This is a genomic window from Neptuniibacter sp. 2_MG-2023 (genome assembly GCF_030547495.1).
In the GTDB taxonomy this organism is placed as follows: Bacteria; Pseudomonadota; Gammaproteobacteria; order Pseudomonadales; family Balneatricaceae; genus Neptuniibacter.
Genome location: NZ_JAUOQC010000004.1, coordinates 18,609 through 38,072 on the forward strand (window position 1 = coordinate 18,609; position 19,464 = coordinate 38,072).

Consider the following 19,464-nt stretch of genomic DNA (forward strand, 5'->3'; position numbering starts at 1 on the left):
TCCATTCATGAGCGATAAAAAGACTGATATTTCCACATCGCCTGCTTATAAGGCCCCTGCTGGGGGGTGGGGAGCATTAGAAAGCACAACACGCCATTTGTTAGGCAGCAAAAATGCAGTTAAAAACATTAAATCACTACTAAATACCAATCAAAGTGATGGTTTTGATTGCCCCGGCTGTGCATGGGGAGAAGAAAAAACACCCAACAAAATAAAGTTTTGTGAAAACGGTGCAAAGGCCGTCAACTGGGAAGCCACCTCTAAACAGGTCGGTGCTGACTTTTTCAACCAATACACACTGAATTGGCTAAAGAAGCAAAGCAATTACTACCTTGAGTATCAAGGTCGTTTAACCCACCCTATGCGCTACAACAAAGAGAGCGATAAATATCAACCGATTAGCTGGGACGAAGCTTATCGATTAATAACCGACCATCTAAATAAACTTGATAACCCAGATCAGCTTGAACTTTACACCTCAGGACGCGCCAGTAATGAAGCGGCGTACCTATATCAGCTTTTTGGTCGAAGCTTTGGTACCAATAACTTCCCTGATTGCTCAAATATGTGTCACGAAGCCAGCGGATTTGCGTTAACTAGCAGTATTGGGATTGGTAAAGGCACCGTTACTTTAGATGACTTCGAAGATGCTGATGCAATTTTTGTTTTTGGCCAAAATCCCGGCACTAACCATCCTCGTATGTTGGATACATTGCGTAGTGCAATCAAACGTGGTGCTAAAATTGTGATTTTTAATCCACTCAAAGAGCGTGGACTGGAAAAATTTCAACACCCGCAAAGCCCTGTAGAGATGCTTACCAATAACGCCACAACGATGAACTCCCTCTACCTATCACCCAAAATTGGGGGTGATATGGCAGCGATTCGAGGCATGACTAAATCAATCCTCGAATTAGGTTCTGCAAGCAAGCTAGGCACACTCCTTGATCAGGCCTTTATTAATGAACATACCCAAGGAATGGATGAGTACTTACAAACGGTTAAAGAAACACCCTGGGAAAAGATTCTTGATCAGTCAGGCCTGACACGGGATGAGATTGATAAGGCTGCTAGCATCTACATTGAAGCGGATAAGGTAATTAGCACTTGGGCTATGGGTTTAACGCAACATCATCACTCAGTTGCCACACTCCATGAGCTTATCAACTGGATGACATTAGGAGGCAATATAGGCCGCCCAGGCGCGGGCCTCTGTCCTGTTCGAGGGCATAGTAATGTACAAGGCGATAGAACGATGGGGATTAACGAGCGCCCATCAGATCAGTTTTTAGACACATTAGAAGCACAATTTAAAATAGCGATGCCTCGCCAACACGGCCATTCCGCAGTCGAAGCGATTGAGGCTATGCAGTCAGGCGACTGTAAAGTATTTATCGGCCTAGGTGGTAACTTCGCTGCAGCCTCTCCTGATACAGCAGTAACAGAGCACGCCCTAAGCCAATGTGATTTAACCGTACAGATCAGCACTAAGCTAAATCGCTCGCATCTCATTACCGGCAAAGATGCACTTATTCTGCCCTGCCTTGGCCGAACCGATATAGATCAACAAGCAAAAGGCCCTCAAAAGATAACCGTTGAAGACTCCTTTAGCATGGTGCACGCCTCAGCCGGCGTACTTGAACCCAGTTCGACAGAGATGCGCTCAGAACCGGCCATCATCGCAGGTATCGCGAATGCTGTGTTAGGCAGCAAACCTATTGATTGGTTGAAGGTAGTTGAGGACTACAGTGCCATACGGGAATTAGTCGCTCAAACCATTCCTGGTTTCTCCGAATTCAATAGCAAAATTGAACAACCCGGAGGGTTCTATTTGGGCAATACAGCAAGAGACAGAAATTGGATAACTCAAGGGGGCAAAGCGATTATTCACAGCCACCCTCTTCCGGACAGTATCTTACCGGATAAGTCAGCCAAACTTTTACATGAGAAAGTCTTAGTCTTACAAACCCTTCGATCCCACGATCAATATAACACCACTATTTACGGAATGAACGATCGCTATAGAGGTATTAAAGGTGAAAGGGATGTACTGTTTATCAACCCAGCAGATATTCAACGCCTTGGATTTAAAGAGGGGCAGCTAGTCGATATTAAGAGTCTTTGGGATGACGGTCGTACCCGAGAGATAAAAGGGTTCAAACTGGTAGGTTATAGTATACCTGCCGGTAATATTGCAGCTTATTACCCTGAAACTAATCCATTAGTGCCATTAGATAGCTATGGTGTCGACAGTAGAACCCCCACATCCAAGGCCATCGCCGTTGAGCTTTCTAGTCATAAAACAAACCGGATTCTCTGAATCCGGTTTCCGCTCTAATCGAGTAAGAAATTACCTAACTTTGGCTCTTCAAGGGATTCAATAGAATCAGACTGATCTTTTAACTCGACCCCTGAATAATCAAGCTGTAAAGACTGTTTAATGAGCCAGATAAGCTTATCAGCCGCTGCTTCATAAGACATACCAGCGGGCCGGATATTTGAAATACAGTTTCGGTTGGCATCAGAAAAACCTAGTTTAGGCTTATAGGTGAAGTAAACACCGAGACTATCGGGAGAGCTTAATCCAGGTCGTTCACCTACCAACAAAATCATTAACTGAGCATTGAGAATGTCGCCAATCTCATCACCAACAGCGACCCGTCCCTGCTCGACAAGACAAGGGGGCATTTGCGTAATGCCCTCCTCTTTAAGTCGTAAACTAATCTGCTTAAAAAAGTTAGCGGCATGGGACTGAATCGCAAACGATGACAAGCCATCAACAATAGTAATACAAGCCTGCATCGATGGTTCAATAGTCTCGGCGAAAGACGTTAAGGTAGCCGCAGAAGCTACGCTCAACCGACGCCCTAAATCAGGCCGTTGCAAATACTCAGTTCGCCCTTGCGCCCGACTTTTAAGTAAAATCGGCGTAACCGCTTGATCCTGCAATTCACTACACAATTTATCTATATCTAAAGGAAGGTGAACCGCATCTCTCGCGTTCCCATGATCCATCTGGAAGGAGAGCATCGCTTGAGTGGGGATGCTCGTTCCGGCACGACCTAAAGCGATCCGAGCATCGGTATAACGTTTTAACCCAGCCCAATCATTCTCGGTTAAATATCCCTCAGACAACTTATTGGATAAACCATTAGATGATAATTTAGAGTCGGCCATATCAACCTCCAATACGCGCTTGTAGGTGCGAAAATGCTGCAGGTAAACCATCTAACAACAGCCCTTGCTCAGTCGTTATGCCCATTTTTATCAACCATTGCTCAAACTCAGGACTTGGTCTTAAACCTAATATTTTACGAATATACAGGGCATCATGGAACGAGGTGGTTTGATAATTAAGCATAATGTCATCGGAACCGGGAATACCCATAATAAAGTTTACGCCTGCTGCACCTAATTGCGTCAGCAGCATATCCATATCATCTTGATCCGCTTCCGCATGATTGGTGTAACAGATATCGCAGCCCATAGGTAAACCCAACAACTTGCCACAAAAATGATCTTCTAAACCCGCTCTAATAATCTGCTTACCGTTATAAAGATATTCAGGCCCGATAAACCCGACCACCGTATTTACCAACAGTGGCGAAAACTCACGAGCCACTGCATAAGCGCGGGTTTCACAGGTTTGCTGATCTAAACCAAAATGAGCATCCGCCGATAGAGCACTCCCTTGCCCCGTCTCAAAATACATAACATTGTCACCACAACTGCCACGGTTTAGGCTCAGGGCCGCAGAATGTGCCTCTTTGAGGACAGCTAAATCTATACCAAAACTTTTATTAGCTTTTTCAGTTCCCGCAATCGATTGAAAAACCAGATCAACAGGAGCGCCGCGATTAATCGCTTCTAAATGGGTTGTTACGTGAGTTAATACACAAGATTGAGTAGGGATATCATATCGTTGAATAATATCATCCAATAGCTTCATCAACGTGATAACTGAACTTATATTGTCAGTTGCAGGGTTTATTCCAATAACCGCATCACCACTGCCATATAAAAGCCCATCAAGTACACTGGCCGCCACGCCTGTAGGATCATCCGTCGGATGATTAGGTTGTAAACGTGTAGATAATCGCTGAGGTAAACCAATCCTATTGCGAAAAGCCGTAGGATTTGAGCATTTCTTAGCGACGAGAATAAGATCCTGAATCCGCATAATTTTCGATACAGCGGCAACCATTTCTGGCGTTAATCCTAAAGATATATTTTTTAACTGGGTAGTATCCGCTAAATCAGATAATAACCAATTACGAAAATCACCCACTGTAAAAGAGGAGATGGGCCGGAAAGCGTTCTGATCATGCTTATCGATTATCAGGCGGGTCACTTCATCCTCTTCATAAGGAATGAGTGCTTCAGTGAGGAAGGTTTTCAGAGGAAGGTCAGCTAATACCATCTGTGCCGCTACTCGTTCCTGTGATGTTTGAGCCGCAACGCCGGCTAAACGATCACCCGAACGATCAGGGCTGGCTTTGGCCATTACTGTCTTCAGATCAGGAAACACCCAATGGTTGCCTCCAGCAGAAATCGAATAACTCATCTGTTATCTCCCCCCTCCAGTCATAACAAAATAACGCCCACAAAGCGGGCGCTATTTCTTTCAGCCATCTTGCTAAGATGTCTTATTACTAGGACTGAATCAACAATCCTAGTCAGTCATACAAGGTCACTTATAATCTATATAAGTATCGTTCTCATGTTTAACTGAAGCGATAATTGTTCCCAAAGTTACCGCAATAGATAGTGAAAGTATAACCATAATGGCTGTTGGGCTATCAGCGAAAGTAAAGACTGCTTCAGCACCTTCCCACGACGTAATAGGACTTACATTCATAATAAATCTCCTTAAACAGTAACAGTTGAAGTGTTAGTAGGTGTAGTCTCTTGTGCTGTTGCAGGCACTGATTCTGGATAAGCCGCTAATGGAACTTCGACTAAATCCAAACCCGCTTCTTCTGCTTTTGGTGGTACTCGTAAAGCTCCCATTTTGGCCATCACATATGACAAACCAAAACCTGGGATAAACCCTAGAGAAGCCATCACTAATGCGCTCTTAAGCTGACCCATGAAACTAATCGCAGGTGCACCTTCAATAACATTAGGGAAGCCGCTGAAAATACCTAAACCAACAATACCGATAAGACCACCGACACCATGCACAGCAAAGGCGCCTACAGCATCATCAATCTTAAATTTATTAGTTAGGAATTTATCAGCTAGAGGCGCAGCAATACCGCCAGTTATACCCATCAAGAAGGCTAATGGTGGGTAGTACAGATCTAAACCTGGCGCAGCAGAGAAGATACCTGCTAGTGCACCAGACATCATCCAGAATGGCTGACGTGTGATCACGTAAGAACCGATAATACCGCCCGAGAAAGCCATTAATGTATTGAAGCTAATAGATGACAACGTTGTTGGTGTACCGAAGATAGTCGTCCACTGACCGCCGGTTGTATAGATAATACAGCCGCCAAGGAAACCGAAGAAGCCAACAATAATCAACATCAGACCGATAATACTCATCGGTACACTGTGACCTGTAATTGCGAGTGGCGTGCCATCAGGCGCGAAGCGTCCAATACGTGCACCCAAGTTAATGGTTACACCTAGAGCAAAGAACCCTGCGACCATATGAACTGCACCCGCTGCACCGAAGTCATGGAAACCCCAATCAACTGTTAACCAGCCTTGTGGATGCCATCCCCAAGATGCCGCCAAGATCCATACAACAGAGCCAAGAATAATGGCCAGTATAATGAACGAGCTCATACGGATACGTTCAATCACAGCACCGGAGAAGATTGAAGCAGTCGTCGCTGCAAACAATACAAATGCTCCCCAGAAAATACCGCTCGCATTATCCGCTAGGTTAGGTCCCATATTACTCGACCAAGGAAGGCCTGCTGCACCCGCTTCAAAGTCTGGAGTAAAGCCATTGTACATGGCCAAATAGATCCACCAACCAAAGAAAAAGAACGTAGGAATAATAAAGGCAAACGCCAATATATTTTTAACGCCTGAAGCCAGGGCATTTTTTAAACGGGAAGCACCCATCTCGTAGGCTAAAAAACCCGCATGGATAATTACCATCAAACCGGTACACCACCAATAAAATACTTCCATATTGATTGTGCCGGACATCTCAATCAGGTTTTGCAGTTCTGCAATTTTCTGAGCAGTTTCGACCTGGTCCATAAGACCCCCCTATTAGGTTATACAATTCTGTAATTTGATAGGTTTAACGGTATGTAACCCTACCGTTAAGCCTATCCAATCACCTTCGTTGACCTGCTTAATCCCTTAAGTAACGAAGGATATAAAGTTACTCTTCAGTAAATTTTATTTCCTATCAGGAAATGCATAATTTATGCCCAATACAATATTTTCATTTAATTTCAAATACTTATGAATTAATTACGGTATTAGGCATAAAGAAGAAGCACTAGAATTGATCATTTTTAACTCAACGCGCTTCAAGATGATTCAAAAATAGGACGCTAAAAAACTAAGCCTCGCCTTCTTTACGCTGGCCACAGAAGAAACCAATGCCGTAGCTAGGAGACTGGAAAGTAATAACACTACCTTTAGGGAAATAAAGCACATCACCCACCTTCGCATGTACCGTATTACCTTCTTTATCGGTGATGATCATTTCACCCTCAACGATGATTTTCATCTCGTGATATGTGTACTCATAGACCAGAGGCTCATCTGATTTTTCCATACGAAAAAAACCGCTAGCAATTGTTTTATCAGGATCATCAGACACCGCTATATCGCCGATAAATGCGTTACTACCCGGTACTTCCATGCTCGGGAGTTCTGTTTTAATCGCTTGCTGGTAGTAAGTCATCGCTGTAGACATGTTAAATACCTCAATTAGTTAAAATGCGTTTTCAAATAACGTGAATTTATGAACGAACACGCGTTCGTTCGGGATCATAAAAAGGAAGTCCAACCACCTCTCCGGGCAGCCGTTTCTGGAGGCCATCTAACTTGCCGACCTCTAAAAGTGTTTCAGGTGCTGCAAAATCTGGCGCAACGCGACAAAGTGCGATCTGTTTGCTTAATAAGGGCGATGTAGTAGCGCTGGTCACTACGCCGACAGGAAAACGACCATGATAGATAAGATCCCCATGAGCCACCGGCTCATTCCCTTGCAGTACCAAGCCAACTAAGCGTTGTCGACTTTCTGGTGTTTGACGGGCCATCGCCTCACGGCCAATAAAGTTCTCCGCTTTAGTTTTCATTGGTACGGTAAAACCTATACCCGCTTCATAAGGGTTAGTTTCAGGACAAAACTCGTGATCAGCAAAGATTAAGCCCGCTTCAATACGCAACATATCTAAAGCGTCAAAACCTAAAGGTGCAATTTTGTATGGCTGACCTGTCTCCCATACTTGATCCCAAACCGCTTCGGCATCATCCGGGTGACACCAAACCTCAAACCCTAATTCACCGGTATAACCTGTGCGGGACACCATTACAGGGATGCCATCGGGCCCACCTAATCGACCAATCATGAAATGAAACCAAGCAAGTGTATCCATACTCGGCTGACATTCAGGCGCCCAAATAATCTGGCTCAATAACTCACGACTTTTCGGGCCTTGAACTGCGATATTATGTAATTGGTCAGTGGAGTTCCTAACACTTACTTTATAACCTTGCTCTTGCGCTTGATTCTTTAACCACAAGCCGGTGTACGGATCACCACAAACCCATCTAAAGGCTTGTTCACCCATACGAAAGATAGTGCCATCATCAATCATTCCACCCGTTTCATGGCAGATAGCAGAGTACGCGATCTCACCAATAGCTAAGCGCCTAACATTTCGTGTTAAAGCAAATTGTAAAAAGGCTTCAGCATCTGGCCCTGTCACCTCAAACTTTCTAAGAGGCGTTAAATCAATTACGGCTACCCGTTCCCGACAGGCTAAATATTCAGCTTGAGCCCCCCATCCCTCATACTCCGAAGCGACCCAGTACCCACGGTACTCAGTCATCTGTTTAGTCAGTGCAGAAACACGACTGTGAAAGCCTGTTGTTTTAGTCATACGTGGTAGCTCCTGAGGAGAGGTCCGGTAAGCGATAGAACGAGGGAAATGATTATCAGCGGAGTAAATTCGCACATGAATATCAGTAGGCTGCCAACCGTTAGCCGGGTCAATATCATCGGGGCAAGCTGATGATGCACAGATCAGATCACGGGTAGCACGTAGCAATACGTAATCTCCGGCTCGAGACCAAGGCTCATCCATTGATACCGATCCGCACGGTTCAACATGGGTATTAAAAAAGAAGTTTATTGCAGGCCAAGCTGGACGTGGCTTAACCTTATATGGAGCCAATACACGGTTGAAATTATCACTACAGCTAATGTGTCCAAAATAACCGCTATCTTCATAATATTTCGGATTACAGGCCATTAAAAAACTATCGTGGCGACCAACAGTATCTTGTACCACCTCGACCATTGATTGCATATCGGCCCCTAAAAAACGGGAATGGATACCTGGTTGAGGATTACTCATACCTAACAGGGTCCGAGTCGCAACAGCATCGAGAGCTAACTCTTCCCCTTGCTCTAACGCCGCTTTATCAAAAGCTAAAAAATCTGAACACTGCTTACCCGCAACATCAATAATTTGGATCCACTCTCCCGCTTTAACTTCATAGACACGTGCACTTGCACTGGGAATACGCAGTTCCAATTGAGATGGTGCCAAAGGTTCAGGAAGTAATGCTGCTGAGGCATCTAAATAATTAACTTTAACTTCTAACTCAGTAACCGGTACATGGCCCTCTATTGGCATAGATAAACCAGCGGCTGCAACGATAATATTGATATCATCTAACGCCTCAAAGTATGTAGGCTCGGGTGTCGTACTTTGCCCCTCCCCTACTCTTTCGGCTCCAACGGAGATCACCTGAGATAGATGATAATCATTAATACCCCAACCCTTGAGTTGCGCCTGTAACGCCTGCCCTGCCAATTTATTCTCAGCAATTTGAGCATTGATACCCTCAGCAGGTAAGCCACTAACCCCATCTAAATCTAAGGCTGTTGCTAAAAGGTGATTTGCAGACGAGCCTCGACGATCCCGCACAATCAGTTCCGCCAACTGCTCACCATCTTGGCTAAAAATCTGAAAATGATCGCCCCTTTTCAGATCTAATCGGATGGCTTGATGGGCCTCAACACGAAATAATCGAACGCTATTGTCATTTTGCATATTAAGATAGCAAGCATCCGGCAGATCATTTTTCTGATTTACTAACATCTCCACACCCTTACTAAAACCGTCTTTTAAAGTTCAAGATTGGTGCGCTGGGTCTATTAAAGGTCGACTCTAGTGCACGCATATCTCAATCGAATGTTGTCTTTTTTATAATTCCTGGTGGTTATAAATATTTACCATCACTAGAATTCAAACAATCCTCTTGAAGGCATACTCCATTGGGGGTAATTGCGGTAACAGGCATTCAAGTGGCATAAATACTGCTTAACCAGAGAGTGGGGAAAGCGACCTCAACACAAACGATTGGAATCAAGGGGAGGACATATGGCGATAAACATCAAAACATGGCTAGAACAATTTTTTAACGCTTACACTGAAAACCCCAGCCAACCATCCAATCCTGTAAGTGAGGATCTGTTTTCCCTAGGCGATATTGCTTTTGATATAGCAACAACTGACGAAATCAATAAAACCTTACCTCCCTTATTAAAGAAGCTTGAAGCACAACTAAGCCAAAGCTTTTCAGCCGATGAGCAGTGCCGCCTAAAGATCGTATTCAGTTCACCGAGTACCGCAGAAACCTTTGTCCACCATCCATCTGATAGCACCCCACACAGTAAAATACTGCATGCGTTACATCGTTTTTTTACTAATGGGCACAATGATTTAATCCACGACACACTCTATCTAGATGCGCTATCTAACCACTGTTTTCCCGAACCGCTCTATGGTTATAAATTAACTGAAAGTAAAGAGATGAATATTTGGCTATTAGCTATCTTCCCCAATAAAGTACCTAGCGCTAACCAGGTCCGCTGGAAGCTCACTGCCGTAGAAAACGCTTTAAAAAAAGGCTTTTCAGCATGGGCGCAGCAAGAGAAAAAGATAAGTAAAGCGGTTACATCAGAACGTGCCATCCATGCAGCGGAACTACATGATTCTCTAGCACAAGTACTCGGTTATTTAAGAATTAAAAGCGCTAAGCTAGATAGCCTCTGCCAAAGCAATACCTACCATGAATTAAAGCCCGTCACAGAAGATCTGGCGGCTTATACCCATTATGCCTACCGTCAAACACGAGAATTAATCACCTCATCACGTTTATCAATGAAGGGCGATAATTTAACCCAGGCGATTTCCGATTCTGTATCAGAATTTGAACAGCAATCAGCTATTGTTTTTGAATACGACAACCGGCTAAAGAAAAATATCACAAGCCCTAAACAATCTATGCAGCTGCTTTATATCGTTAGAGAGTGCCTCTCCAACATCGTCAGGCACTCACACGCCACCCACGCACGTATTGTCATTAAAGAAACATTAAGTACGCAAATAGAGATATTTATAGAAGATAACGGTATAGGTTTAGATACCAAAAACGCACGTAACGACAGCTTTGGCTTAAAAATCATGCATGAACGAGCAGAACGAATTGATGCACGACTCCTTATCCAACCCCATCCCAACCAAGGAACACAGGTCATACTCACATTGAAGGTTGGAGATAACCATGAGTAATCCCATACATTCAGTGATTGTAGTAGATGACCACCCTTTGTTTCGGCGGGGGGTAGTAGAGCTGCTAAATGACAGCGAGCAATTTAATGTTATTGCCGAGTTTGATGGCGCAACCGACCTTTTAGAACAATTGGATGACCTTTATCCAGATATTCTATTGCTTGATTTACAAATGCCTGAAACCAGCGGTCTAGATATATTACAGCTCATCCGCAAAACAGATGATCAACTAAAAATTATTATCTTAACCGCCTGTAGCGATCATGATCAGCTTTTTTCCGCCTTGAAAAGTGGTGCAAATGGATATCTACAAAAAGATACCCCACCCGATGAGATCATTAAACATTTGGTTAATGTTCTCAATGGCCAGACCGCCCTCAACGAAGACGCGGTAACCTCATTAGCCCACCAGCTACGCGAAACTCACGAAACAGAGGTTAATCAAGCGGATGCCATCTTTTCGGAAATGACCGAGCGCGAACTAGAAACTTTGTCCTATATTGCCCAAGGACTTAATAACAAGTTGATCGCCCGAGAATTAGGTATCAGTGATGGCACCGTCAAAGTCTACGTAAAAAACCTATTAAGAAAACTAAACCTTCATTCACGTTTAGAGTTAGCAGCCTGGGCCCATACAAATAACGCGAAAGAGCATTTTGATCTGGATAAGGATTAATCCCATGAACTTACTAAAATGGCCTCAATCTGTTTTTAATAAGGACAACAGCTTTAATCTTGATGACAGCAATCTTCATGAGACCTTATTCAACAGCCTTGGCGATGTAGTTATGATCATCGATCAAAACCACCGCATATCTCTAGTAAATACCTGCTGGGAAAAAATCACCGGCGTCGCCGCCAGCAGCTCCCATAATTTACTGTTTACGGACTTCCTTCACCCTGAAGATGTAAAAATCTGGAACGACATTATTCGTAAAGTTTTCAATAGCCATGGAAGCGAGCTCGTTTGGTTCCGGATCATTAGCGCCGATGGCAATATTCATTGGTGCGAAATGAGAGTGCAACAACTGAGACCTAATGAACATTACCCGCTCAGTGCAACCCTTTGTGACATTACTCCTCAGATCCGTAACGAACAGATACGTAACGCCAGCCACCGAAGTTTGCAAAGCTTAGTAAACCGTTTACCTGCCATGCTTTACCGTTCTCGAAATAACACCAGTTGGAGCATGGAATATGTGAGTAGCGGCTGCAAAGAACTCACAGGCCTTAGTTCTGAAGAGCTTATCAACCAACCACAAATATCCTATGGCGAATTAATCCACGAAGAGGATGCAGGTTATGTGTGGAATCAAGTACAGTTTTGCCTACAAACCCAACAGGTTTTTGAGCTGCAATATCGTTTAAACCAAGCAAACGGTAAGTGCATCACTGTCAAAGAAAAAGGACGCGGACTCTATTCTGAAAGCGGCATGATTCTAGGCGTAGAAGGCTTTGTGTTCCAGTTTGAATAAACACAAAACAACAGCCCCAAAACCCTGATTACAACTTATATCTACCGTCTTACCCCTTTTTGATTACCCACAGAAGGGAATGTTCCAAACCCCAAAAGCTGATTAATTTAGATCATAACGCTGTATCAACAACAGCCTCCTCATTGATTCTGACGTTTCATGGAGAAACTTATGACTAAACGCATTGCCATTATCGGTGCAGGCCCAAGTGGGCTAGCACAACTTAGAGCCTTCCAATCTGCACAAGCAAAAGGAGCCGAGATTCCAGATATCGTTTGTTTTGAAAAACAAAGCGATTGGGGCGGCCTTTGGAACTACACTTGGAGGACAGGACTCGACGAAAATGGTGAGCCTGTACATGGCAGCATGTATCGCTATTTATGGTCTAACGGACCTAAAGAGTGTTTAGAATTTGCAGATTACAGCTTTGAAGAACATTTCGGTAAAGCAATCGCATCCTACCCTCCTCGTGAGGTATTGTGGGATTACATTAAAGGCCGTGTAGAAAAAGCTGGGGTACGTGATTACATCCGCTTTAATACCCCTGTACGCGACGTTATCTTTAACTCTGATACTTCGACTTTCTCTATCACAGTACATGACCATAATGCCGATGAAGTTTATACCGAAGAGTTTGATTATGTGATCTGTGCCTCGGGCCATTTTTCTACACCTCGGGTGCCTGAATTTGTGGGGTTCCAGAAATTTGGCGGGCGTATACTCCATGCTCACGACTTCCGCGATGCCTTAGAGTTTAAAGATAAAACAATCCTCCTTGTGGGTAGTAGCTACTCCGCCGAAGATATAGGTTCACAATGCTATAAATACGGCGCAAAAAAACTCATTAGCTGCTATAGAACAAACCCTATGGGTTATAAATGGCCTGAAAATTGGGAAGAGAAATCCAATCTCCTTCATGTTGATACAGACACCGCTTACTTTGAAGACGGCAGTTCAGACAAGATCGACGCTATTATTCTATGCACCGGCTACCTCCACCATTTCCCATTTTTACCTGAAGACCTTCGCCTTAAAACAGACAATCGCCTATGGCCTTTAGATCTCTATAAAGGTGTAGTCTGGGAAAATAATCCGCAGATGTTCTACCTCGGCATGCAAGATCAGTGGTACACATTCAATATGTTTGATGCTCAGGCCTGGTATGTCCGCGACATTATTATGGACAGAATCCCTCTGCCATCCAAAGAGGAGATGACCAAAAACTCAATGGAGTGGCGCGAACGGGAACTCCTTCAAGAAACAGCTGAAGATATGTTCACTTTCCAAGGGGATTACATTCTAGAACTGATCGAAGCAACCGATTACCCAACCTTCGATATTGAAGGTGTTAGACAGACCTTCCTTGAATGGAAACACCATAAGAAAGAAAACATCATGACTTTCCGTGATCACTCATACCGCTCATTGATGACCGGCACTATGTCTCCTCCACACCATACACCATGGATTGACGCTTTGGATGATTCATTAGAGGCCTATCTATCAGAGACCATGGAAGTAAAAAAAGCGGGCTAAATAACAGGACTCGCAACGTACAGTAAAAACAAAGCAACCTATGAATAGCGCACTCCCTAGGTTGCCTTTCTGGACAGGAAAGACATTCGCCAACACTTAAAATTTATGAGAATCACACAATGAGCTACATAAAAAAGATTATCGATAAAACAGTGACCTCTATTGATACAGATTTAGAAGGCTGGGAAAAAATATCTGGCACACCTACGATGAAAACCTGGATCGAATACACATCAGAAGATGGCAGTATGATTGCGGGATGTTGGGAAGCAACAGAAGGTAGCTACCGAGCTGAATACAAAAGCTGGGAATATATCCATCTTATTGAAGGTAAAGTAACAATAACACCCGATGGAGAAGAGAGCGTTACGCTATTGCCTGGAGACTCTTTTGTTATTGAAGCTGGCTTTACTGGAGTTTGGGAGATAGAAGAGAAAGTATTTAAACACTTTACGATTAAACTCTAAGCTACTCTGTTAAAAAAAGCCTGATTGAACATTTAAGTTCAGATCAGGCTTATACAAAAAAAGCGTTAATGTAGAGATTACTTAACGCTTAATTTCACTAATCTGAACCTGAGGCTGCACATTAGTAAAATTAGGTATATCACCTAACAACTCGTCAGCATGAGGACCAAACGCGGCTTCAAATGCATCCACAGAATCAAATATCAAATGCCCCATAGCAATAAACCCAGCGGCCTCACCTGGTGCTCCACCAGCGATACCAGCATCAACTGTAAAACTCTTTAGCGTATCGCCTAAACGGTCTAATACAAGCTGTGCATGGGTTGAATTGTAGTAATCCATGTCAAACTTCGCATCTGAACTATTTGGGTACATCACACTGACTTTTATCATTTTTATTTTACCTTTACGATTATCTTAATAAGCTAAACTAACTTAACTTGTTTTGGAAAAATTCGATGGTTCGTTGCCATGCTAACTCAGCATTTGGCTTATCATACCGAGCAGTTGAGTCATTATGGAAGCCATGATTAGCGCCTTTATAAACATGTACTTCATAAGGAACATGTAAACGCTTCAGGTCTTTTTCATAATTAGGCCACGTCTTATTAACCCGTTCATCCAACTCACCTAATTGAACTAACAACGGCGCTTTAATATTCTCTCTTAGTTCCGCTGCAGCTGGCGTGCCATAAAACGGCACGCCTGCAGAAAGGAGATTAGATTCAACGGCTGCTAAATAGTTCACAATATAACCGCCAAAACAAAACCCTACCGCGCCGAGATGGCCATTACTGTTCGGATGGGCTTTGATAAATTTAGCCGCGGCTAAAAAATCCTGTTCTATTTTCGAACGCTCAAGGTTTTTCTGCATCGCCCTACCCTCATCATCATTTCCTGGGTAGCCGCCTAAAGGAAACAGAGCATCCGGCGCAAAGGCGATAAAACCAGCTTTAGCTAAACGGCGAGCAACATCTTTAATATAGGGATTAAGACCTCGATTCTCATGGATAACCAACACAACAGGCAACGGCCCTGAGATGTTTTTAGGTACCACTAAGTAACCCTGCCCTTCATCGTGGCCTAAAGGCGAATCAAAGGTTTCATAAGTCGCCAATATTTCAGGGTCATTAAAAGAGACCTGTTCAGCTAAGGCATAGTTAGGTAATAACGCAGAGGTCAATACAGTCATTGAGTAACCAACAGCCGTTAATGTTCCTAACTTTTTCAAAAAGGTGCGGCGATCCATACCCCCATGGGCATAATCATCATACCAATCGAACGCTTCCTGTGGGATTTCACTCTGATTACGGTCAGACATAACACCTCCTACACACTTGAGTAAGGCTAACATTAAGGGACAACTTATAAGCCCACTTAACATTAGCATAAAACTTTTTCATGAATAGGTTTTAATATGTGATCAACATTACTTTATTTTGCATACTTTATATGGCGCGAGAAAGGTAGCTGAACTTAGGTTCAGCTAAATAGGAGAGAGGTCTATTAAAGTGTTTTTTCCCAAAAAAGGGCCTTACCTATCTTAGGATTTAACTCATAACCAGAAAACCCGAATTTTGTATAGGCTGCTTGTGCGGGCTGATTAGCCTCGAGAACTTCAAGTGTAAGTTTGCAGCAACCTTTATATTTAGCCATCTCTTCCACTTTTTTTAGCATTATTTGGCTAAGCCCTAAGCCTCTATACTCTGGCAGCACAATTACATCGTGGATATTGATAATGGGTTTACACTTAAAGGTAGAGAAAGCATCGAAGCAATTGATAAGACCAGCTGGTTTCTTATCCACGTAACAGATAAAAGAGAAGGCGTGAGGCAACTTAGCTAATTCCGACGCCAAGTTAACCTTAGTATATTCACTGAGAGGATCACCTCCCCCCATAATATCGAGCGCATAGCACGCCAGCAGATCCATCATATCCTTAGTGTCTTGATTACATGTGTAATCAACCAGATCCACTTTAATCTCTTTCAATGTTTATTCCCCAGTATTGATAAAAACGTTCTCACTCAAAAAACTTAAGCCCTGCGATACCCGCTACAATCAGTAATATACAGATAATACGTGTGATACTGCCAGATTCCCCAAGAAAGAAAATCCCATAAGTCGCTAAAGACACAGCACCAATCCCTGACCATGCAGCATAAGCTGTACCAACAGGAATAGTACGCATAGCGACAGACAAGAGACCTAAACTCACAACTACAAGCACTGCGCTTATCAATGAAGGCCACAACTTTGTAAAGCCATCGCTATACTTTAAACCTATAGCCCAACCACACTCTATCAATCCGGCTATCGCTAAATAGACCCATCCCATTGAGTTCACCCTCTAAATATTCTTTCATACAGATAGAAATAGATCAGCTCTTCAGCCCATCACTAATCGCCTTGATAGACGCATTTTTTCTTTATAATAGAGCCCTCAAAAGAGGGCTATAATGGAGATCCTGATTAATTAGCAGGATCGAATTGAGATAGGTAATCAACCACCATCGAATGATAACGACTCAATCCCTTATACTCGATCAACGGTGCTGGGAGTGTTTTCATCGTCCGATGCATCCGTTTTGCCCATTCTGGATTAGTGGCAATATCCTCCAAGCTAATCAGATAAGTACGGATAATAAACATCAGTGCATTACTGCGCGGCATGCGATCCATCACTTGTACCTCAACACGCAGATAAACTTTTTCACCTACGTTATCGGGTGTCACAGAGGTCCTTTCATGGCCCCACTCATGATAAGTCTCAGGCGAAGTGTCCATCCGAGCATTGACGGTTAATGTCCAGTTTAGACGGCGGATGGGACTCCCCACTTGCATGGCCGTCAGATATTTCAATGCGCGCTCAAAAATACCTTCGTTATGGGCCATTGGTACAGGACCATGCCACTCCTTGAAGCTCATACCAGCATCAAACGCGAGCGACCAATCCGCTGGACATGTGACCATTCCTGCATCGAGGAAAAGATCTCCATCGCGCTGATCTAAAAGCGCAAAGTCACCCTGTACCTGACAACCAATATATTCCAGCGGTGGTTTAGGTAACGTACTACTATCACCAAAGGTAAAAGTATCGTGAATATTGAGTAGTTTATTTTCCCATGTCCACTGATCACCCTCAGTCGTCAGCTTGAAGTAATCAGAGTAGTCCTCAGCTAAAGACGTCATTAACCGCTCAAGCATATCCCAACACGCAAGCTCCATATGATCCATCGCAAGACAACGATGAGGCATCGCATCAAGTACTAACTTGCGCTCAGTCATTTCTGATAGGTAATGCTCATCAATATCAAGAAAATGCTCATAGGCTGAGCCCTCACCACCTTTCGGAGTATGTGGCTCCATATTAACGGAATAACGGTACTCATCTTCAGGAAAGGGAAAAGGAAAACGTTTTATCGCCTCAGGGCTGTTTGAGTAGGTAAAATCATCACGGAACGTTTCAACTTCTTTGGGTGCAACTCGCATTATTAGTTCTCCTTAAATATCTAAGACCAGACGTTCACCCGCAGCACGAGAGACACAGGGCATAATTGCGTTACCTGCTGCTTTCTCATCGTCCGAGAGGTATTGATCACGGTGATCTATATCGCCCTCTTCAACAGTACAAACACACTGACCACAAACGCCGCCTCGACATAAGTTAGGTACGGAAATATCCGATGCTTCTAGCGCTTCTAGCAAGCTATCTTCAGCACTGACTTCTACTTGCTGCCCACTGGATTTAATTTCAGCAATAAAGGGCATCCCTGGTTTAGGTGCCGCAAACTCTTCTGAATGAATAACACTGGCAGGTAAGCCTAAGGTTTGTGCTGCCTCCTCCACCGCCTGAATTAACGATTCGGGGCCACAAATATAGATATGCGTGCCTAAAGGCTGCTGGCTTAAGAGTTCTGTCACATCACAGCGCGTATGACGGTCAGAGTCATAACCAAAGTACTTATCGCCTAACTGCTCAGAAAGCTCATTTTTATAAGCGCCTGTTTGCAAACTGCGATACATATAATGAAGTTCAAAATCAGTGTTACGACGAAGCATTTCAGGGATATATGACATAAACGGTGTCACCCCAACGCCCCCAGCTAACATCAAGTGTTTTTTAGCTAGCCAGAAGGGAGAAAACAAATTTGAAGGTGGGCTAATTAGTAATTGATCGCCAACCTTTACCTGCTCATGCATATAGATAGAGCCGCCCCTAGACGTCTCCTGTAAACGAACCGCTATACGGTAACGATTGGTATCCGCAGGGTCACTCAACAGGGAGTATGCGTTTTTATATATCTTCTTTGCGCTCGGCATCTCAACAACAACATGTGCACCCGGCGAAAAAGGATAGAGCTCGTCATCTATAGCTTCTAAGGTAAATTCGCGGATGGTTGGAGCTACTTGGCAAATACTGGCTACTTCTACTTTTATTTGATTACTCATTAGCTTAACTCCACACTTTCTGGGATCTCAGTCGCGTTTTCTGCATTGACTTGATAACCAAAATACGCGGCATGTGATTTAGCAAAATGATCGGTAACAGCTAACAGTTTTCCGCATCCTGCGCAGGTTGCTGGGGCTGTTACTACATGATCGGTTACCGTATAACAGTGGCAGCAAAAAACACTACGTTCCGTATTCAAAGGCGGCAGCATAACCATCTGATCTTCTGTCACGCCTAAAGCTTTTAACTGCTCCCCCACTAACCACATGTACTTTTCTGTACCTGATAAGTAAACCAAGGTGGCCGCAGGTGCATCGGCTAACAACGTCACTAATTGATCCTTAACACTTTCTAGATCCCCGTCATCAACAAGGTCTTTTTTAGCTACGGTTTTGCTCTGATATAGGTCTGAAAAAGCAGTGCTTAATTGTTCACAAATAAACAGGCTATAAGCACAAGGAGCATCACTTATCTCAGATCTATAAATAGGCTTACTTGTAACAACAGAAACACTTTCAGGCTCCATAATGACCTCCAAGTAACAATCCAATTAAGATTTACCGCCACCTTCTGGTGACGATTAATTAAGGTTTCAATAGGAACAATATTTACCATTAGCCACGCCAACACAATTCTCTTCATTGGGTACCCCAAAAGGGGTAGGTTTTTAAAAATAAAATGGCAGACATAAAAAAACCGACACTATGCACAGAGGCAGAGCGCCGGTTGGGGGTTAAATCGACATC

General features: G+C 43.6%; 19 protein-coding genes. 6 read left to right on the forward strand and 13 right to left on the reverse strand.

Annotated elements, in window-relative coordinates; all coding sequences use genetic code 11:
- Positions 1–7 precede the first annotated feature (7 nt).
- Positions 8–2,320 (forward strand): FdhF/YdeP family oxidoreductase, encoded by a 2,313-nt coding sequence (locus Q4486_RS05190; RefSeq protein WP_303518599.1) that lies wholly within the window; start codon positions 8–10, stop codon positions 2,318–2,320.
- Between the two features lie 14 nt (positions 2,321–2,334).
- Here the strand turns inward: Q4486_RS05190 and eutC are convergent, their stop codons facing one another.
- The 6 genes from eutC to Q4486_RS05220 all read right to left on the reverse strand — a co-directional run bounded on the left by eutC (position 2,335) and on the right by Q4486_RS05220 (position 9,311).
- Positions 2,335–3,177, reverse strand: coding sequence for an ethanolamine ammonia-lyase subunit EutC (gene eutC / locus Q4486_RS05195; protein WP_303518600.1), 843 nt, complete (start codon positions 3,175–3,177; stop codon positions 2,335–2,337).
- 1 nt (position 3,178) lies between these two features.
- Positions 3,179–4,564: an ethanolamine ammonia-lyase subunit EutB gene (locus tag Q4486_RS05200; RefSeq protein ID WP_303518601.1), complete on the reverse strand. Its 1,386-nt coding sequence runs from the start codon at positions 4,562–4,564 to the stop codon at positions 3,179–3,181.
- Positions 4,565–4,690: 126 nt separating this feature from the next.
- Positions 4,691–4,858 (reverse strand): hypothetical protein, encoded by a 168-nt coding sequence (locus tag Q4486_RS05205; RefSeq protein WP_197468053.1) that lies wholly within the window; start codon positions 4,856–4,858, stop codon positions 4,691–4,693.
- A gap of 11 nt (positions 4,859–4,869) precedes the next feature.
- Positions 4,870–6,222 (reverse strand): ammonium transporter, encoded by a 1,353-nt coding sequence (locus Q4486_RS05210; protein ID WP_303416618.1) that lies wholly within the window; start codon positions 6,220–6,222, stop codon positions 4,870–4,872.
- Positions 6,223–6,532: 310 nt separating this feature from the next.
- Entirely contained in the window at positions 6,533–6,892 is a 360-nt protein-coding gene (locus Q4486_RS05215) for a cupin domain-containing protein (RefSeq protein WP_303416619.1), read from the reverse strand.
- A 46-nt stretch (positions 6,893–6,938) separates the two neighbouring features.
- Positions 6,939–9,311 carry a DUF1989 domain-containing protein gene (locus Q4486_RS05220; protein ID WP_303518602.1) on the reverse strand — a complete coding sequence of 791 codons (2,373 nt, stop codon included), beginning with the start codon at positions 9,309–9,311 and terminating at the stop codon, positions 6,939–6,941.
- 282 nt (positions 9,312–9,593) lie between these two features.
- Between Q4486_RS05220 and Q4486_RS05225 the strand changes: the two genes are divergently transcribed.
- From Q4486_RS05225 to Q4486_RS05245, 5 genes are all read left to right on the forward strand, one after another.
- Entirely contained in the window at positions 9,594–10,787 is a 1,194-nt protein-coding gene (locus Q4486_RS05225) for a sensor histidine kinase (protein WP_303416621.1), read from the forward strand.
- Positions 10,780–11,463 (forward strand): response regulator transcription factor, encoded by a 684-nt coding sequence (locus tag Q4486_RS05230; protein ID WP_303416622.1) that lies wholly within the window; start codon positions 10,780–10,782, stop codon positions 11,461–11,463. Before Q4486_RS05225 ends, Q4486_RS05230 begins: the two co-directional genes overlap by 8 nt.
- 4 nt (positions 11,464–11,467) lie before the next feature.
- Positions 11,468–12,262 (forward strand): PAS domain-containing protein, encoded by a 795-nt coding sequence (locus Q4486_RS05235; RefSeq protein ID WP_303416623.1) that lies wholly within the window; start codon positions 11,468–11,470, stop codon positions 12,260–12,262.
- A gap of 171 nt (positions 12,263–12,433) precedes the next feature.
- Positions 12,434–13,798 carry an NAD(P)-binding domain-containing protein gene (locus Q4486_RS05240; RefSeq protein ID WP_303518603.1) on the forward strand — a complete coding sequence of 455 codons (1,365 nt, stop codon included), beginning with the start codon at positions 12,434–12,436 and terminating at the stop codon, positions 13,796–13,798.
- 119 nt (positions 13,799–13,917) lie between these two features.
- Positions 13,918–14,265, forward strand: a complete 348-nt coding sequence (locus Q4486_RS05245; protein ID WP_303416625.1) for a cupin domain-containing protein — start codon at positions 13,918–13,920, stop codon at positions 14,263–14,265.
- A gap of 81 nt (positions 14,266–14,346) precedes the next feature.
- On the opposite strand, the gene Q4486_RS05250 is transcribed toward Q4486_RS05245, so the two are convergent.
- The 7 genes from Q4486_RS05250 to Q4486_RS05280 form a co-directional block, all read right to left on the reverse strand.
- Positions 14,347–14,658, reverse strand: a complete 312-nt coding sequence (locus Q4486_RS05250) for an EthD family reductase (RefSeq protein WP_303518604.1) — start codon at positions 14,656–14,658, stop codon at positions 14,347–14,349.
- A gap of 37 nt (positions 14,659–14,695) precedes the next feature.
- Positions 14,696–15,586 (reverse strand): dienelactone hydrolase family protein, encoded by an 891-nt coding sequence (locus tag Q4486_RS05255; protein WP_303518605.1) that lies wholly within the window; start codon positions 15,584–15,586, stop codon positions 14,696–14,698.
- 185 nt (positions 15,587–15,771) lie between these two features.
- Positions 15,772–16,257: a GNAT family N-acetyltransferase gene (locus tag Q4486_RS05260; RefSeq protein WP_303518607.1), complete on the reverse strand. Its 486-nt coding sequence runs from the start codon at positions 16,255–16,257 to the stop codon at positions 15,772–15,774.
- 31 nt (positions 16,258–16,288) lie between these two features.
- Positions 16,289–16,603 carry a multidrug efflux SMR transporter gene (locus tag Q4486_RS05265; protein WP_303416629.1) on the reverse strand — a complete coding sequence of 105 codons (315 nt, stop codon included), beginning with the start codon at positions 16,601–16,603 and terminating at the stop codon, positions 16,289–16,291.
- A 134-nt stretch (positions 16,604–16,737) separates the two neighbouring features.
- The gene (locus tag Q4486_RS05270) at positions 16,738–17,757 is read right to left on the reverse strand and encodes a DUF3445 domain-containing protein (RefSeq protein ID WP_303518609.1); all 1,020 of its coding nucleotides are present in this window, start codon (positions 17,755–17,757) and stop codon (positions 16,738–16,740) included.
- A 12-nt stretch (positions 17,758–17,769) separates the two neighbouring features.
- Positions 17,770–18,717, reverse strand: a complete 948-nt coding sequence (locus Q4486_RS05275; RefSeq protein ID WP_303518611.1) for a PDR/VanB family oxidoreductase — start codon at positions 18,715–18,717, stop codon at positions 17,770–17,772.
- The gene (locus Q4486_RS05280; protein WP_303518612.1) at positions 18,717–19,244 is read right to left on the reverse strand and encodes a dimethylamine monooxygenase subunit DmmA family protein; all 528 of its coding nucleotides are present in this window, start codon (positions 19,242–19,244) and stop codon (positions 18,717–18,719) included. Before Q4486_RS05280 ends, Q4486_RS05275 begins: the two co-directional genes overlap by 1 nt.
- Positions 19,245–19,464 lie beyond the last annotated feature (220 nt).

Bases quoted from the DNA above. Each gene is read 5' to 3' on its own strand.
- Q4486_RS05190 (WP_303518599.1), top strand. From the start codon at position 8: ATGAGCGATAAAAAGACTGATATTTCCACATCGCCTGCTTATAAGGCC.
- eutC (WP_303518600.1), bottom strand. From the start codon at position 3,177: ATGGCCGACTCTAAATTATCATCTAATGGTTTATCCAATAAGTTGTCT.
- Q4486_RS05200 (WP_303518601.1), bottom strand. From the start codon at position 4,564: ATGAGTTATTCGATTTCTGCTGGAGGCAACCATTGGGTGTTTCCTGAT.
- Q4486_RS05205 (WP_197468053.1), bottom strand. From the start codon at position 4,858: ATGAATGTAAGTCCTATTACGTCGTGGGAAGGTGCTGAAGCAGTCTTT.
- Q4486_RS05210 (WP_303416618.1), bottom strand. From the start codon at position 6,222: ATGGACCAGGTCGAAACTGCTCAGAAAATTGCAGAACTGCAAAACCTG.
- Q4486_RS05215 (WP_303416619.1), bottom strand. From the start codon at position 6,892: ATGTCTACAGCGATGACTTACTACCAGCAAGCGATTAAAACAGAACTC.
- Q4486_RS05220 (WP_303518602.1), bottom strand. From the start codon at position 9,311: ATGTTAGTAAATCAGAAAAATGATCTGCCGGATGCTTGCTATCTTAAT.
- Q4486_RS05225 (WP_303416621.1), top strand. From the start codon at position 9,594: ATGGCGATAAACATCAAAACATGGCTAGAACAATTTTTTAACGCTTAC.
- Q4486_RS05230 (WP_303416622.1), top strand. From the start codon at position 10,780: ATGAGTAATCCCATACATTCAGTGATTGTAGTAGATGACCACCCTTTG.
- Q4486_RS05235 (WP_303416623.1), top strand. From the start codon at position 11,468: ATGAACTTACTAAAATGGCCTCAATCTGTTTTTAATAAGGACAACAGC.
- Q4486_RS05240 (WP_303518603.1), top strand. From the start codon at position 12,434: ATGACTAAACGCATTGCCATTATCGGTGCAGGCCCAAGTGGGCTAGCA.
- Q4486_RS05245 (WP_303416625.1), top strand. From the start codon at position 13,918: ATGAGCTACATAAAAAAGATTATCGATAAAACAGTGACCTCTATTGAT.
- Q4486_RS05250 (WP_303518604.1), bottom strand. From the start codon at position 14,658: ATGATAAAAGTCAGTGTGATGTACCCAAATAGTTCAGATGCGAAGTTT.
- Q4486_RS05255 (WP_303518605.1), bottom strand. From the start codon at position 15,586: ATGTCTGACCGTAATCAGAGTGAAATCCCACAGGAAGCGTTCGATTGG.
- Q4486_RS05265 (WP_303416629.1), bottom strand. From the start codon at position 16,603: ATGGGATGGGTCTATTTAGCGATAGCCGGATTGATAGAGTGTGGTTGG.
- Q4486_RS05270 (WP_303518609.1), bottom strand. From the start codon at position 17,757: ATGCGAGTTGCACCCAAAGAAGTTGAAACGTTCCGTGATGATTTTACC.
- Q4486_RS05275 (WP_303518611.1), bottom strand. From the start codon at position 18,717: ATGAGTAATCAAATAAAAGTAGAAGTAGCCAGTATTTGCCAAGTAGCT.
- Q4486_RS05280 (WP_303518612.1), bottom strand. From the start codon at position 19,244: ATGGAGCCTGAAAGTGTTTCTGTTGTTACAAGTAAGCCTATTTATAGA.